Genomic DNA, 14,987 nt, shown 5'->3' with positions numbered 1-14,987 from the left:
TCCTTTCTATTTTAGTTACCACTTTTAATAGATCGGACTTCTGTGTTTTTGTGTAGCAAAAAATAGGATGGAAGGAAGTGTTTTTTTCTTCCATCCACCCTGTTTATTATAGAGCCTAAATTTCACAAGAAAAGAGGGCTAGCAAATAAGCTAGTCCTCTCTATTTGCCTAGGGAGCTAGAATGTTGCACGAAATATTATGCAATATTTAGTGATTATTTTTATTAAAAACCTATAATGTTAAGGTTTATAAAAATTTTTAATAGTATATATTTATTTATATGGAGACGATCGGTCTCGAACCGACGACCTCTACAATGCCATTGTAGCGCTCTCCCAACTGAGCTACGCCCCCAATATAGAAATACACATATATCTTACGCAATATTGAAATATAAGTCAATAGTTGAAAAAACATTATCCTAATTGTTCCTAGAAGTAATAGTCGAATATAATTAATCCAATCAAAAGACTTTCTATTATATACGTTAAGTAGTTCTAAATAGAAAAAAGAGCAAGCTTGAGATAAATCAAGCTTGCTCTTTTTTGTAATTAATTTTAAATTATTATTCTGCTTCAGTTTCTTCAGCAGTTTCTTCTTCTGTTTCGTCTTCAGCTTTTTCTGCATCAGCATCTTCATTAGAGGTCATCTCTTCACCTGGTTTTTCAGGGACAACGATTTCGCCATTGATGATTTGTTGTTTGTAGTCTTCAACAGCTTTCTTAACTTCGTCAGTTAAGAATTCAGTTGTAAGGTCTACACCACCATCAGCTAAACCTAAAGTTTGAACGCCACCTTCAAAGCCTTCAGCTTGTGTTTTTTCAGCAAATGCTTTCACTGATTCACCAACTTGTTTCAATGTAGATGTTAATGTTAAGTGACGCTCTTCACCGTCAATTTCAATTAAACCTTCAGCGTCTTGGTCTAAGTCTACACCAATTACGTATAATTCTTGAGAAGGATCGTTTGATACACGGTCTTTAGCTTCTGAGAATACACCTTGGCCAGTTCCACCAGCAGCATGATAAATGATGTCTGCGCCACTAGAGTAGATTGAAGCTGCTAGTTGCTTTCCTTTAGGAGCATCTGCAAAGTGACCAGCATACTCGATTGATATTTCGATATCAGGATTAACTGTTTTAGCACCAGCTACAAAACCAGCTTCGAAACGGTCAATTACTTCAGATTCAACTCCACCGATAAAACCGATGTGGTCTGTCTTAGTAGTCATAGCTGCAGCAACACCTGCTAAGAAAGCTGCTTCGTTGTCTTTAAAGGTAATAGAAGCTACGTTGTCTTTTTCAACAACAGAGTCTACGATAACAAAATGTCCATCTGGGTTTTGTTCAGCTGCTTCATCAATAGCCGGTTGTAACTTATAACCAATACCAAAAATAAGGTTTGATCCACCTTGGATAGCTGCATTGATGTTTGTTACATAATCTGAATCTGACTTAGATTCAAGATAGAAGTAGCCACCAGGGCCTTCTTCTAATTCATTTTCTTCACCGTAAGCTTGTAAACCTTCCCAAGCAGATTGGTTGAATGATTTATCGTCCACTCCACCAACGTCAGTAATGATTACTGGTGAAATTTGTTCTTGAGCAACAACAGTTGCTAAAGGTAATGTAGCTGCACCTAGTGTTAAGGCAGCTGCCGATAGTGTTAATAATTTTTTCATAGAATACCTCCATTTGTTTTAACTATAATATACCTTTATAAGGTTGATAAAGCAAGCGTTTGCTTTCTAAGTTAATCACTCATGATCACATATAAAAGCCTCCAATTCAGGAATAACCCAAACTAGAGGCTAAAAATATTTTTGGAAGACACATTAGTTTTTCAATTGGTATTGAACCGCAATTTCTGCACCTAATTTTGCATTATTATAAACCAATTGGATATTAGTTTCTAATGAGCGTCCTTCAGTCAATTCAACAATTTTTGCTAATAAGAAGGGGGTGGATTCCTTACCATGAACGCCAGCTTCTTTTTCTTCAATTAAAGCTTGATCAATGATAGCATTGATTTCATCGTTAGGGATTTCGTATTCTTTAGGGATTGGGTTTGCAATCAATAAACCAGCTTGTAAATCTAGTTGATCAGCGGCTACCATTCGCTGGGCAATTTCTTCTGCAGAATCTGCCCTACTAGTCAAGCGGTAAGGTGAGGTTGAAGAATAAAAGGCTGGCAGGTAATCGGTTTGATAACCAGTAACCGGAACCCCTTTAGTTTCTAAGTATTCCAAGGTTCTTGGTAAGTCTAAAATAGCTTTAGCTCCCGCACATACCACGGTAACAGGAGTTTGGGCTAACTCTTCAAGGTCAGCAGATACATCCATGTGTTCAGTATATCCACGATGAACCCCACCAATTCCACCGGTTACAAACACTTTAATCCCGGCTAGATGAGCGCCAATCATGGTTGTAGCCACGGTAGTGGCTCCTAATTGCTTATTGGCAATTACTTCGGCTAAGTCTCGTCTGGATACTTTGACCACATCTTTTGCTGTAGCTAAGATTTCCAAGTCTTCTTCTTCTAAGCCAATTTTAAACTGCCCGTTCATGATGGCTATGGTTGCTGGAACAGCTCCGTGGTCACGAATAATTTGTTCCGTTTCTTGTGCCATTTTAACATTTTGTGGATAAGGCATTCCGTGTGAAACGATAGTTGATTCTAAGGCTACAATCGGTTTTTGTTGAATGATTGCTGCTTGAACCTCTTTAGAGATGGATAATAGGGGATGATTCATAGCGTTAGCTGTTTCTTTATTATATGGTTGATTCATAGTTATATTCCTCTTTCTTTAAAATATTTGACAATTTCCAATCAATTGACGTTCTTCTTCAAACAGTTTCGCATTAAGATTTTTTCTAACTGTGGAAGGAGATTGTACAGTGTAATAAGAGTTAGTAATACCATAATGAATGGCTTCACTTGGAGCATATTCTTTTTTGAGCCCGTATATTAATCCCGCTACAAAAGAATCGCCAGCCCCTGTCACATCAACTAGTCGAGGGTTATTAGGAGGTTGAAAATATAGAAACTCTTTCTTTTGATTCGAGTATAGCAATGGTTTAGTACCACGAGTGATAATGACATTTTCCACTCCTCGATCAATCCATAGCTCAGCGAGATATATAAAATCATCTTCCGTCTTAACTTTGTGATTAAAGTATTCTTCAGATTCATCCTGATTGACAATTAGCCATGTAATTCCTTTTAAATTCTCTGGCAGATGGTTCATTTTCGGTCCGGAAACTGGAATAACCACCAGAGGTATTTGCTGTTTTTTTGCTATATTCATCACTTGTTCAACGGCAGATTGAGTGAGATTAAGATCCATAGCAATGAATTGACAATTTTCAATTTGTAAATGGAAACTAGTAATCCATTCAGCATTCATTTGATCACAGATTTCCATATCAGCAAAGGCTACTTCCATTTGACCTGTTTCATCGAGAATGGCTGTGTAGGAGGACGTATTGTGATTTTCTAAGGATTTCACATGGTCTAAATTCACAAAGGGCTGAGTAATAGCCTTAATTTCTTCAAAATCAGCATCGATACCTGCTAAAGATAGTAAACTCACTGAGAGTTCCATCCTTCCGAGGTTTTCTGCTACATTTCGTGCAACCCCTCCAACAGTCACTGTTGAGTTAACAGGATTAGAGGTGGATTTGAGTAAAGGTGTTTTTAACTGAAAGATACGGTCAATATTCATAGCTCCAATACAAAAAATATCAGCTGGTTCATTGACAATATAGGCTCTACCTTGCAGGTAGCGCTTTTGCGTAAGTGATGACACAATATTAGCTAGAGTAGATCGATTAATACTCAAAATTTCAGCAAGTTTAGTTTGAGTAAGAAAAGGGTCTTGCTTAATTAAATCCAAAACACGCTTTTCATTTGAGTTGAGTCTGATGATAATACCTCCCACTGACAACAATTGTCCTTATTTAAGATTCTTGTCTTAATTATACCTTTAAATTAATAGAATACAAGTCTTATTTAAACGAAACTTGAGAAGTATATTGACAAGAACTATAATACAATCACTCAATTAAGCGATTAAAGAGAGGGGCTTTATTTTGTTAAACGACCGATATATAATGGCAATCGATCAAGGAACGACATCTACTAGAGCAGTCATAGTGAACCATCAAGGTGAATTTATAGCCAGTGCTCAAAAAGAATTTCAACAATTTTTTCCTCAATCTGGTTGGGTAGAACAAGATGCTAATGAGATTTGGCAATCCGTTCAGTCCGTCATTTCTCAAGCTTTGATTAATGGTAATATTCAACCTAAGCAGATAGTAGCAATTGGAGTCACTAATCAAAGAGAGACGACAGTCATTTGGGACCGTGAAAGCGGAGAGCCTATCTATCACGCGATTGTCTGGCAATCGCGGCAATCAAGCGAAATATGCCAAGCGCTTAAAAAGAGTGGCTATGAAGATATTATTAAGAAAAAGACAGGCTTACCGCTTGACCCTTATTTTTCAGCGAGTAAAATTCGTTGGATTTTAGACCATCTTCCAACTTCTCAAATAAGAGCAGAAGCTGGCGACTTAGCCTTTGGTACAATAGATTCTTGGTTGATGTGGAAATTGTCAGGTGGCAGACACCATATTACGGACTATTCTAATGCTTCGCGTACCCTTTTATTTAATATTGAAACTCTGGAATGGGATCGAGAGCTTTTAGACATATTCAATATACCTGCTCAACTATTACCCCAAGTGGTATCAAATTCTGAAATATACGGAAAAACAGCCACCTATCATTTTTACGGTCACGAAATACCATTAGCTGGTATGGCTGGAGATCAACAAGCAGCATTGATTGGTCAACTCGCCTTTGATAAAGGGCAAGTTAAATCAACTTATGGAACAGGTGCCTTTATATTGATGAATATTGGGAATGAGCTAAAGCTGTCTAAGCATGCGCTATCTACTTCTATCGCTTATAAATTTCCTAACCAATCTCCAGTATACTGTATTGAGGGCTCTATATTCGTAGCGGGTTCAGCTATTCAATGGTTACGAGATGGATTAAGGATGATTGAAGAATCTTCTGAATCTGAGGAACTCGCCCAACATTCAAAAAACGAAGATGAAGTATATGTGGTGCCAGCTTTCACGGGATTAGGAGCTCCTTATTGGGATTCTCAGGCTAGAGGAGCTGTGTTTGGCTTAACTCGTGGCACTGATAAAGCTGACTTCGTTAAAGCGACCTTGCAATCTTTAGCTTATCAAGTGCGCGACATCATTGATGTAATAAAGGATGAAATGGGGGTCGTCATTCCAGAATTAAAAGTCGATGGAGGCGCTTGTAAAAATAATTACTTGATGCAGTTTCAAGCAGATATTTTAAATACGGCAGTAACACGCTTATCCAATCTTGAGTCCACGGCATTGGGGGCTGCTTTTCTAGCAGGCTTAGCAGTAGACTATTGGCAGTCTATTGAAGAAATCCAAAGCTTAGTTAAACCCGCTATAACTTTTAAACCGAAAATGTCAATAAATCGCAGTGAAGATTTATATGAAGGTTGGAGAAGGGCTGTTCAGTCGACGCGACATTTTAGTAACAAGCGGAACTAGTTTAATTTAGCTTTAGAATAAGAAAATAATGAGAAATCAATAAGGATTTAATCATAATTACGATTGTATTTGCTTTAAACCTGGAAGCGTTTTATAATATAGTAAAAGTATTAAGGGGGAACTATAAGTGGTACAAAGCTTACATGAATTTTTATCAGCAGCAATTGCAGAAAAGAAAGAAAAGAATCTCTATAATGAAATCGAAGCCTTATCTTCTGCAAACGGCCCAATCATCGAAATTAACGGACAAGAGCTCATTAATTTATCATCAAACAACTATCTTGGTTTAGCAACTTCCGAACGTTTAAAAGAGGTAGCTAAAAAAACTATTGATAAGTATGGAGTGGGAGCAGGTGCGGTTCGTACGATTAATGGTACGATGGATGTCCACAATATTCTAGAAAAGAAAATTGCAGAATTTAAGAAAACAGAAGCTGCAATAGCTTTTCAATCAGGCTTCAATTGTAATATGGCTGCTATTTCTGCCATCATGAACAAAGAAGACGCTATTCTTTCAGATGCATTAAACCACGCTTCAATCATTGACGGCTGCCGTTTATCACGTGCTAAAATCATTCCAGTGAAACATCAAGACATGGATGATTTACGTGCAAAAGCTAAAGAGGCAACAGAATCAGGCTTATACAAAAAAGTAATGTACATTACAGACGGTGTTTTCTCAATGGATGGCGACGTAGCTAATATTCCAGAAATTGTTGAAATTGCAGAAGAATTCAACTTAATTACTTATGTTGATGATGCGCACGGCTCAGGAGTAATGGGTAAAGGTGCGGGTACAGTTAAGCATTTCGGTCTATCGGATAAGATTGACTTACAAATTGGAACCCTTTCAAAAGCTCTTGGTGTAGTAGGTGGATATGTTGCGGGTTCGCAAGAATTAATCGACTGGTTAAAAGTAGCTGGACGTCCATTCCTATTCTCAACTTCATTAACACCGGGGGATGCTGCAGCTGCTACTGAATCGATTAATATCTTAATGGAATCATCAGAATTACACGATCGCCTATGGGAGAATGGTAACTATCTTAAAGCTGAATTAAAAGCATTAGGCTTTGATATTGGCAACTCGGAAACACCAATTACACCAGTTATTTTAGGTGAAGAAAAATTAGCTCAAGCCTTCTCTAAACGGTTAAGAGAAGAAGGAGTCTATGCTAAATCAATTGTCTTTCCTACAGTACCACTCGGAACTGGTCGTGTGAGAAATATGCCAACAGCTGCACATACTAAAGAGATGTTAGACCAAGCAATTACCATCTACGAAAAAGTTGGTAAAGAATTAGGCGTAATCTAGGAGGGAATCATGAAAAAAATCTTAATTACTGGTGCATTAGGCCAAATCGGTTCGGAATTAGTTGTTAAGTTAAATGATATGTATGGTGAAGAAAATGTCGTACCTACAGATATCCGTGTAGTAGAGGGAAATGAAGTCTGTAATCATCCTAACTTCGCTATTTTAGATGTAATGGATATGGACGCATTTATGGCTATTGCTAAAAATCACGAAGTAGACACATTAATTCATATGGCTGCTTTATTATCAGCTGTTGCAGAAGAAAAGCATTTATTAGCATGGGATATTAACATGCAAGGTTTAGTAAATGGATTAGAAGTTGCTCGTTCATTAGAGCTTCAATTTTTTACACCTTCATCTATTGGTGCGTTTGGTCCAGACACACCAAAAGTTGGTACTCCTCAAGATACTATTCAACGCCCAACAACAATGTATGGAATTACTAAGGTAGCAGGTGAGTTACTGTGTGATTATTACTATACTCGCTTTGGTGTGGATACTCGTGGCGTACGTTTCCCTGGTTTAATATCTTACGTAACACCTCCAGGAGGTGGAACAACTGACTACGCAGTGCAAATCTATTATGATGCGATTAAGTATGGTAAATATGTCTGCAATATTCCTCAAGGTGTAAAAATGGACATGATGTACATGCCAGATGCTATTCAAGCAATCATTGATTTAATGGAAGCTGATGCTGATAAATTGGTTCATCGCAATGCTTTCAATATTTCAGGTATGTCATTCGAGCCTGAAGAAATTGCGGCATCAATCCGTAAAGTCATGCCAGACTTCGAAATGACTTACGATGTGAATCCAACTTTAGAGCGCATTGCGAAATCTTGGCCAGATGAAATGGATATTTCAGCTGCTAAAGAAGAATGGAACTTTAAAGCAGAATATGATTTAGATAAGATGACAGTGGATATGCTTGAGAAATTAAAAGCTAAACAATAATTTTTGACTTAATAGCGTTGGCTTGTTTGCCAACGCTATTTTTCATTCATAAATAATAATTATGAATAAATTGTGAACAAAATTAGAAGAGTGTTCGTTTGTGGATTAAAAAGTAAACTCCGACAAACACTGATATAAAAGCATCTACAATAGGGATGGGAATAATATTCTTAAAAAAATCATCATTATTTCTAAGCAAATTACTAGCATAAATAGAATATAGGATGTATGATGAAGACATACTAGAAGAACAAAGGAGCGATTTTATAATGAAAAAATCTTTTAAAAAATTAGTTTTAATTTCAATGAGCGCTATCACCTTAGGAGCTATAGCTCCAACTGTATCTATCTTTGCTCAAGAAGATAGTGAAACAACTGTGGACTCAATGATTGAAGATTCTATGGAAGAAACAACAGTTGAAGAAGATGAAGAAGTAAGTCCAATGCAGAAAGCTTTGGAAGAAATCGTTAAAAAGTATCAAGAAGATTATCCAGAAGTTGGAATTAATCGTATTATCATCCAACCTTTAGAAGAAGATGAAGAAGATGATCTATCTGTCAAAGTCGAGTCAGAAATGGGAATGGCTGATGACGAATCTGAAGAAGAAATGACCCAAGATGAAATGTCAGATGAAGAAATGACTGAAGACGAAATGGATGAGGTAGATCCATTTGAAATTACGATTGAAGGTACAGATGAAGAAGCAATGGAAGATGTAACTGTTTCTTATGATGCTCGTACGAAAGAAGAAATCCCTGAAGACGAAAACGAAGTTGAAGATAGGATGTCTGAAGCTGAAGATACTATGGATGACATGATGTCAGATGCAGAAGATGCAATGGATGATATGATGTCAGATGCAGAAGATGCAATGGATGATATGATGTCAGACAATGAAGAAAGCGAATCTGATACTGAAGAGGAAATGTCTGATGAGCCTTTAGCTACTATTGATTTTGAAGATCTTGCTGGTTTTGACGAAATTAAAGAAGCCGCTGAAGAAGAAGCTGGCATGGGTGAAGCATTAGAATTTGTTTATTCAGTTAATGAAGAAACAGATGTCACTGAAGTGGCCGTATTTGTTTATGAAAACACTGAAGAACCAACCGAAGGAAAAATGATGACCATTACTTTAGATGCTACAACTTTAGAAGTTCTAAAAGTTGAAGGCAGTGAAGTTGAAGAAGCGGTAGATAGTGAAGGGAATGCAGTAACTAGTCCCCAAGAGTCAAACAATGGTGGTCAAGATGCTCCTTCTAACGAAGAAACAACTACAGAGGAATCTGAAGGACATGAAGAAACAACTACAGAGGAATCTGAAGGACATGAAGAAACAACTACAGAAGAATCTGATGAAAATGAAGATTCAGATACAACAGAAGAAAATGAAGAAACAACTTCTGAACAATAATTTTATATGAATAGACGTAAAAAAAGTCCGAGCAATTTGCTCGGATTTTTTTTAAAGATTGGATAGTAAATTACAAAGGTCCTTTTCAAATTGGATTGCTTTAAGATAGGGATGATCATTCCTACCAGGTTTGTTATGGACATTAAAGTAAATAGCTTGCCAACCACTATTTAAAGATCCTTCGATGTCATTGGTCTAATCAACTCTACTATAAATAATTTCATCTTTTGCGCAAGCAAGTGAGTTAGTAATTTTATTGAAAATTTCAACATCAGCTTTCGAATAAGCCAAGTTTTCCGATATGAAATTTTGATCCTCATCAAAGTATTGCCTTAAGCCGAGCACTTCAATTTTACTCCTTTGACCAGCATTGGCTCCTTTAGTCAGTATAAAGAGTTCTACAGAACTTTCTTTAAGGTGGAGCAAGCATTCATGAAAATTTGGACGAAGCGTTAGATATTTTTTGCAATCCTTGTATAGATCAAGAAAACTATGAGCTGGATCTAAGTGAATTTCATGCTCGAAAGTGCTAAAAGCATCAATAGTCCGCTGCAATTGATAATGAAGTTTACTACAGTTATTGGCAATAAAGGATTGGTAAAGATTTTTCGAATAATGCTGGTAGACAGGATTAAAAGAATCAAAGGGGATGTTATAAGGGTTGTCTGATTGAAAGGCTTCATATACCTACTGATAAATGGCACTTCGATCATAGAGTGTATCATCTAAGTCAAAACCTATTGCTTTAATCAATTTTAAACTCCTATATAAACTTATCTATCTCATCACAGCATAGTTATTAGCAAAATTATTCTATAATTTTCAAAAACAAGTATAATATGTAGTAAGAGGAGTGATGGTATGAGTAAATACTATAAAGCAAAGCAAATTATATTAGATAGTTCAGTAGTTGAGGAAGCCTTTCTTGAAGTAACAGATGAGGGTAAGTTTGGCGAAATTGTGAGTGATTTGCCAGCAAATGTTGAGCGAATAAAAGATTATGAGAATCTGATAATTGCTCCTGGTTTAGTGGATACACATATCCACGGCTATCAAGGTTACGATATTATGGATAATGATCCTGAAGGTCTGCGCCATATTTCTGACCAATTATTGACTTGCGGAGTGACCTCCTTTTTGCCAACAACTTTAACCGATTCGATTGAGCGTTTAAATGCAGTATGTTCGATGATCAAAACAAATTATCAAACCTGTCAGGGAGCTAAAGTCCGAGGAATCTTTTTAGAAGGACCTTTCTTTACAGAAAAATATAAAGGGGCACAAAATCCCAAATACATGAGTGATCCCTCGATTGATGCATTAAGTGAATGGATAAAATTGTCAGGGGGTTTAGTCAATAAAATTGCAATTGCACCAGAACGTCAAGGAGTCATTCCATTTATTGAATATGCCAAAGCCCAAGGAGTCCATACTGCACTTGCCCATTCAGATGCTAGTTATGATCAAGCAAAAGCTGCAGTAGAGGCAGGTGCTGGTATATTTATTCATTTATACAATGGTATGTCAGGTTTGCACCATCGCAATCCTGGTATGGTTGGCGCGGCACTTAGCTTGAAAGATGTTTTTGCTGAAATCATAGCCGACGGCCACCATGTTCACCCAGCTGCTATTGAAATTGCACTTAAAGCTAGAGGACTAGAAGAGACAGTTTTAATTACAGATTGTATGCGAGCCGGTGGCATGGGAGAAGGCATCTCCCGTTTAGGTGAGTTTGATGTAATGGTAAGCGAAGGAACAGCGCGATTAGTTGAAGGAGGAAGCCTCGCGGGCTCTATTCTAGAACTGATACAAGGCGTTCAAAACATGGTTAAATGGGAACTAGCAACAGTCGACCAAGCAATTCGGATGGCGAGTCTAAATCCAGCGCGTTCTGTCGGAATTCAAGCTGAATGTGGCTCAATAAGAAAAGATATAGCAGCTGATTTTATTGTTCTTAATCAAAAAGCTGACTTACAAGCAACCTACTTAGATGGCCAATTAAGATATCGAGTATAGAATAATCCCCAAGAAACCCCTCTTGGGGATTTTATTTTACTTTATTTTTTATCATTTTCTGGCATGAAGGTTAATTGATAGCGATCATTGAAAAAAGTACGAATAGCTAAATGAGCGGAAGTTGCTGAGACCAGTGAAGTGGTACCTAATAAAGTAAAGGAGATCATCATTTGATACATAATTGCCTTGGTTGGATCGACACCGGCAAAAATTAAACCCGACATCATACCCGGCAAGGTGACAACTCCTGTAGTTTTCACGCTATCGATGGTTGGCTGAATACCAGATTTAACGGCCAGTTTTTTAATATGCGTGCTAGCTTGCTGTGGACTTGCTCCTAAGGCTAGCATTTCTAGAAATGCCTGTCTATGATCTTCAAAAAGCTGTTTCAAATTTCTATAGGTTAAACCGAGAGCCGTCATGGCCGTCCCAGAAATCATCCCTGTGATTGGAACCACTTGGGAAGGGGTAAATTTTAGAGAACCAGATAAGACTAATATTGCTAAACTAGTGAGTGATCCAATTCCGATTGCTGATAAAGAAATGGCGAAGGCTTTATTTATTCCTTTACCGTGCTTAGAAGCATTCCAAGCGGCATTGAAAATAATAACCGCAACCATGGCTACAGTAAGCAAAGCGTTATCGATAGAGAAGACTTGTTCTAAGACATAGCCTACAATTAATAATTGTAAAATAACTCTTACTATGGCAATCAATAAATCTTTCCAAAGGTCCAGTTGTTCTTTATATGAAATATAAAAGGTTATTAAAACAAGGGAAAAAGAAAGGGCTAAAGTAAGCGGACTAACTTGAAGATTCTGAGTCATTATTCTTCCTCGCTTTCATCGATATTTTTCGATATATAAACTTCGCGATTAGCAAGCTGGTGGTCCTTGTCTAAATGACTAATTAAAAGAGTAGTAATTCCTTCTTTATCAATATAGTTGAGTAGCCAACGCCATAGTATTTCTCTGGTTCTTTGATCAAGAGCAGAGGTAATTTCATCTAATAATAAAATTTCCGGCGGAAAAATTAAATTTCGAATAAGAGCAACCCGTTGTTTTTCTCCTCCAGATAAACTATTAATTTCTTTGCTTAAATAATCGCTTGAAAGTTCTACTTCTTGCAATAATTGAACAATACGATCTTTATCAGCGGGTAAATCGCGAATTTCATAAGGGAAGGACAAATTATCCCATACATCTCGACCAAACAATTGAGCTGTTTGGAAGCAGTAGGAAATTTTTTGTCTCAGTTCAATGGGTGGATACTGGTCAATTTCTTTCTCTTCAAAAAAAATAGACCCTGATCGGCTTAGGTTAGGGGCATTTAAGTAAACAATTTCTTTTAAGAGGGTTGATTTTCCTGATCCAGAAGGGCCATTGATAGAAACAAAATCCCCTTTTTCAATCTTAAAAGACAAGTCAGAAATAATTGTTTTCTTTGAACTTTGAATAGTAAGATCTTTGACTGTAAGAATATTTGACATAATATACTCCTTTTTAGAATCATTATCATTTATTTTAACATGAGGGTGACTTTTATTAAAGCTAACTAGAAAAAAGTTGAAGCCTTTGGCTTTAATTGCCTTAGGCTTCAACTTTAGGAGTCTGTTGATTAGAAAGAGCTAAATCAATTAACTCATCAGTCAACCAATCGTTTTTAACTAATAAGGGGCCGTGAAAATAACTGCCAAAAGTATTGCGGTAATGGGTCCCTTCAGTTTGGTCTTTACCATTATTCCCATATCCTTGAATGACTTTTCCGAAAGCTTTTTGATTTTTTCCTAAATGAGTCACACCATTGTGGTTCTCGAACCCGATGAGTTCGCGCTTAAAATAGTCAGAATAGATTTTGGTATCACCGGTAAAGCGGTGGTTAATTTGTCTTTCAGTAAAATGGTCAAGAATACCAAGTCCCGGTAATTTTTCTCCTTTAGCATTAACATAATAATGACCTAAGAGTTGATAACCACCACAAATTGCTAGAACGACACCATCTTTTTCAATGAATTCTTGCAAACCAGGTCGGATGGATTGGATCTGTTTAGCAATTACCTTTTGCTCGTAATCTTGTCCACCACCAAAAAAGACTAAATCATAGGCAGTAGGATCAAAAGGGTCATCAATTGTTACCACTTCAGTTAATACATCCATCCCTCTTTTTTGGGCATGGTATTGAAGCATCAGTAAATTTCCATTATCACCATATGTATTAAGTAAATTACCATATAAGTGACAAATTCTAAAAGTTTTCATTCACTTCTTCCTCTCAATGATTTAGATAGCCCTGCTTTTTTAGTTCTTCTCTTAATTGAAGCATGGCAGTATAAGTTGCTAAAACATGAATGTTTTCTGTATTAGCTTGCTCAATCAGCTGGAAAATTTCTTCTATTGAGTGAGCTTTTTTAATTTGATTTTCATCAATTCCCGCAACAATAATTCGCTTGGTCAAATCATCTACTTTATCACCAGCGGTGATGACTTCAGCGACTGGCATGGTCTTTAATCGTTCATAATTACCGTCCCAAATCCATGAAACATCTGTCCCATCAGCATATTGATTATTTAGAATATTGACTAAAGTGAAGGGTTGATGATCAAAAGTAATCAGTTCTAGTACTTGATCTAAACCAACCGGATTTTTCACCAAATTAAGTAGAACCTTTTTGTCTTTTATTTGAATACTTTCTTGTCGACCAAATACTTTCTTAGCTTTTTCAAAAGCTTGTCGAATCTCACTATCATCTAACCCTAGCTCTCTAGTCAATGAATAAGCGGCTAAAGCATTATAAATATTATACTTACCAGCAACTGGTAAAGTGAAGGACTGGCCATTAATTGAAAATTGGGAGTGGGTAAGCGCCAGCTCATTAATTTGATCGACGGTATAAGTTAATTTGGGACGTTTAAAACCACAATGTTCGCAATAATATTTACCTAAATTAGCATAAGTAATCATTTTATAGGTTAGGATATGATCGCATATTGGGCAAAGTAAACCATCGGTATTATGATGCGGAACAATCCGTTCATCCTTTTGATGATCAAAACCAAAGAAAATTTTCTCATTTTCTATTTCTAATGAATTAAACATTGGTAGATCGCCGTTGGCAATAATTTTGGCTGTAGGCACACTTTTAGCAGCATTTTTTAATAAATCAAAAATAGTATGAAGCTCACCAAAACGATCCAACTGGTCGCGGAAAATATTTGTAAAAACAAAATACTCCGGTTGGATGGCTTTAACCACATGGCTTAAAGAGCCTTCATCGACTTCTAAAATGGCTATTCCTTTTTGGCCATCTTTTAAGCGAGGGGCTTGTAAAAACGTAGTTACTATTCCTTGATGCATATTTGATCCGGAGGGATTGGTAATGACTAAGGGCTCTACTTCTTTTAAAATTTCAACAATTAAAGAGGTTGTTAGCGTTTTTCCGTTTGTGCCAGTAACAACCACAACTTGATAATTGTTGGCTAATTCTTTTAAGAGATCGGGTTCTATAGTAAGGGCAATTTTTCCAGGTAAGGAGGACCCTCCTTGAGTGAATTTAGTTAATAAATAACGGCTTGTCTTTCCAATAATACGAGCGATTTGGCTACGTAATGGCATGCTACCACCTCAACTTTTCATAATATACAAGTAATATTATTCTATCAGTCCTCAAGTAAATTTGGAAGAAAG

At 36.8% G+C, this 14,987-nt stretch carries 13 protein-coding genes and 1 tRNA gene; 5 read left to right on the top strand and 9 right to left on the bottom strand.

Going from position 1 to position 14,987, the window contains the following annotated elements; all coding sequences use genetic code 11:
- Positions 1–281: 281 nt before the first annotated feature.
- The 4 genes from ACQV2P_RS05435 to ACQV2P_RS05420 all read right to left on the bottom strand — a co-directional run bounded on the left by ACQV2P_RS05435 (position 282) and on the right by ACQV2P_RS05420 (position 3,940).
- A tRNA-Ala gene (locus ACQV2P_RS05435) sits at positions 282–354 on the bottom strand.
- 211 nt (positions 355–565) lie between these two features.
- The gene (locus ACQV2P_RS05430) at positions 566–1,681 is read right to left on the bottom strand and encodes a BMP family lipoprotein (protein ID WP_428873840.1); all 1,116 of its coding nucleotides are present in this window, start codon (positions 1,679–1,681) and stop codon (positions 566–568) included.
- A gap of 153 nt (positions 1,682–1,834) precedes the next feature.
- Complete coding sequence (locus tag ACQV2P_RS05425) at positions 1,835–2,752, bottom strand: pseudouridine-5'-phosphate glycosidase (RefSeq protein ID WP_428873895.1); 918 nt, start codon at positions 2,750–2,752, stop codon at positions 1,835–1,837.
- Positions 2,753–2,806: 54 nt separating this feature from the next.
- Positions 2,807–3,940: a PfkB family carbohydrate kinase gene (locus tag ACQV2P_RS05420; RefSeq protein WP_428873841.1), complete on the bottom strand. Its 1,134-nt coding sequence runs from the start codon at positions 3,938–3,940 to the stop codon at positions 2,807–2,809.
- Between the two features lie 151 nt (positions 3,941–4,091).
- Between ACQV2P_RS05420 and glpK the strand changes: the two genes are divergently transcribed.
- The 4 genes from glpK to ACQV2P_RS05400 all read left to right on the top strand — a co-directional run bounded on the left by glpK (position 4,092) and on the right by ACQV2P_RS05400 (position 9,287).
- A complete protein-coding gene (glpK, locus tag ACQV2P_RS05415; protein WP_428873842.1) occupies positions 4,092–5,603 on the top strand; it encodes a glycerol kinase GlpK in 1,512 nt (503 codons plus the stop codon).
- Positions 5,604–5,730: 127 nt separating this feature from the next.
- Positions 5,731–6,918, top strand: a complete 1,188-nt coding sequence (locus tag ACQV2P_RS05410) for a glycine C-acetyltransferase (protein WP_428873843.1) — start codon at positions 5,731–5,733, stop codon at positions 6,916–6,918.
- A 9-nt stretch (positions 6,919–6,927) separates the two neighbouring features.
- Entirely contained in the window at positions 6,928–7,875 is a 948-nt protein-coding gene (locus ACQV2P_RS05405; RefSeq protein ID WP_428873844.1) for an L-threonine 3-dehydrogenase, read from the top strand.
- 269 nt (positions 7,876–8,144) lie between these two features.
- Positions 8,145–9,287 carry a hypothetical protein gene (locus ACQV2P_RS05400; RefSeq protein ID WP_428894273.1) on the top strand — a complete coding sequence of 381 codons (1,143 nt, stop codon included), beginning with the start codon at positions 8,145–8,147 and terminating at the stop codon, positions 9,285–9,287.
- 195 nt (positions 9,288–9,482) lie between these two features.
- Here ACQV2P_RS05400 and ACQV2P_RS05395 read toward each other — a convergent pair whose 3' ends face one another.
- Positions 9,483–9,842 carry an HAD hydrolase-like protein gene (locus ACQV2P_RS05395; protein WP_428894721.1) on the bottom strand — a complete coding sequence of 120 codons (360 nt, stop codon included), beginning with the start codon at positions 9,840–9,842 and terminating at the stop codon, positions 9,483–9,485.
- Between the two features lie 306 nt (positions 9,843–10,148).
- Between ACQV2P_RS05395 and nagA the strand changes: the two genes are divergently transcribed.
- A complete protein-coding gene (gene nagA, locus ACQV2P_RS05390) occupies positions 10,149–11,303 on the top strand; it encodes an N-acetylglucosamine-6-phosphate deacetylase (RefSeq protein WP_428894720.1) in 1,155 nt (384 codons plus the stop codon).
- Positions 11,304–11,344: 41 nt separating this feature from the next.
- Here nagA and ACQV2P_RS05385 read toward each other — a convergent pair whose 3' ends face one another.
- The 4 genes from ACQV2P_RS05385 to ACQV2P_RS05370 form a co-directional block, all read right to left on the bottom strand.
- Entirely contained in the window at positions 11,345–12,130 is a 786-nt protein-coding gene (locus ACQV2P_RS05385; RefSeq protein ID WP_428873848.1) for an ABC transporter permease, read from the bottom strand.
- The gene (locus tag ACQV2P_RS05380) at positions 12,130–12,792 is read right to left on the bottom strand and encodes an ABC transporter ATP-binding protein (RefSeq protein ID WP_428873849.1); all 663 of its coding nucleotides are present in this window, start codon (positions 12,790–12,792) and stop codon (positions 12,130–12,132) included. Before ACQV2P_RS05380 ends, ACQV2P_RS05385 begins: the two co-directional genes overlap by 1 nt.
- A 100-nt stretch (positions 12,793–12,892) precedes the next feature.
- Positions 12,893–13,561, bottom strand: a complete 669-nt coding sequence (locus ACQV2P_RS05375; RefSeq protein WP_428875999.1) for a type 1 glutamine amidotransferase — start codon at positions 13,559–13,561, stop codon at positions 12,893–12,895.
- Positions 13,562–13,574: 13 nt separating this feature from the next.
- Positions 13,575–14,915 carry a MurT ligase domain-containing protein gene (locus ACQV2P_RS05370; RefSeq protein WP_428876000.1) on the bottom strand — a complete coding sequence of 447 codons (1,341 nt, stop codon included), beginning with the start codon at positions 14,913–14,915 and terminating at the stop codon, positions 13,575–13,577.
- Positions 14,916–14,987 lie beyond the last annotated feature (72 nt).

The organism is Facklamia sp. P12932 (genome assembly GCF_050409545.1).
GTDB lineage: Bacteria > Bacillota > Bacilli > Lactobacillales > Aerococcaceae > Facklamia.
This window is presented reverse-complemented; position numbering and strand designations above follow the sequence as displayed.